A 1,206-nucleotide genomic window follows, 5' to 3' on the forward strand; every position below is an offset into this window, starting at 1 on the left:
CGGGGCGGCAGGACCTGCCGACGCTGGAGAGGCTGGCGGACGGCAGCCTGATCGCAGCTTGGCGGTCCTATGACGCGACGGGCCAGAGTTTCGCCATCATGGGTCGGCGCTTCGATGCCCAAGGCAACGCCCTGGGGACGGAGTTCCAGTTGAGCGACGCGCGCTATACCCAGTCGGCGGCTGGGGATTTCTCGCAGCCATCGCTGTCAGCGCGCCTGGATGGCGGCTTCGTTGCCTATTGGCAGGACCCAACACCAGGAGCAAATGCCTTCGTGTCGAAGGTGTTCGCTGCGAGCAACCTGACTCCGGTGATCGAAATCCAGAATGGACGACTGGGGTACGGTGAAACAAAGTCAGGAACTTCGCTCGTTACCTCCACCCATGCCCAGGGGACTCAATGGCGGACCTCTGGTTTGCAGCAGGTGGGCTGGTACGAGTTTCGTGACCAGACCTCTGCGGTCGGCAGTGGCTACTTCACTGTCAATGGGCAGGCGCAGCCCGCCGGGTCGGTAATTTCAGTTTCGGCTGCGGATGTCGGGCAGGTTGTCTGGCATGCCGGTACCGGGATCGGCACGGATGCCATCCAGGTTCGCGGCTATGACGGCCGACAATGGAGCGCCTGGACGGACGCCGCTTGGACGACCGCTTCGACCAACGGCCCCCTGATCGCCGGGACGGAATCCCGAGATGTGGCGGCAAACCTGGTCTACGAGCCGCTGGAGCAGTCCTATGTGGCGAGCCTGACTGACGGCGGTTACATCAAGGTCTGGTGGACGGCGGAAGGCAATGCGTCGGACATCTATGCCCGCCGCTACAATGCCGATGGTTCGGCGGCCGGGGCAGCCTTCCTGGTCAACACCAACACCAGCCTCAACCAGGGCGGCGCCACTGTCACCGCGCTGTCCGACGGTGGCTATGTCATCGGCTGGTACAGCACCAACGGCGCCATCTCCGGCAACACCTCCGCCGGGTCGATCTGGCAGCAGCGCTTCGACGCCGCCAACACCCGCATCGGCGGCGAACAGCAGGTCAACAGCGCCGCGTCCCCTTCCTCTGAGCGCAGTTGGCCGACGTCGGCCACGCTGTCAGGTGGCGGCTGGGTCACCGTCTGGCAGTCCTACAACCAAGCCTCGGGGAGCAGCTACTGGGATATCTACGGCCAACGTTTCGACGCCAGCGGCAACAAGGTCGGCAGTGAGTTCCTGG

The 1,206-nt window shown here is 64.3% G+C and carries 1 pseudogene; it reads left to right on the forward strand.

Annotated elements, in window-relative coordinates:
- Window positions 1-1,206 (forward strand): annotated as a pseudogene (locus tag EJ903_RS27145) (hypothetical protein); the annotation flags it as partial.

This window comes from Azospirillum griseum (assembly GCF_003966125.1).
Classification (GTDB): domain Bacteria; phylum Pseudomonadota; class Alphaproteobacteria; order Azospirillales; family Azospirillaceae; genus Azospirillum; species Azospirillum griseum.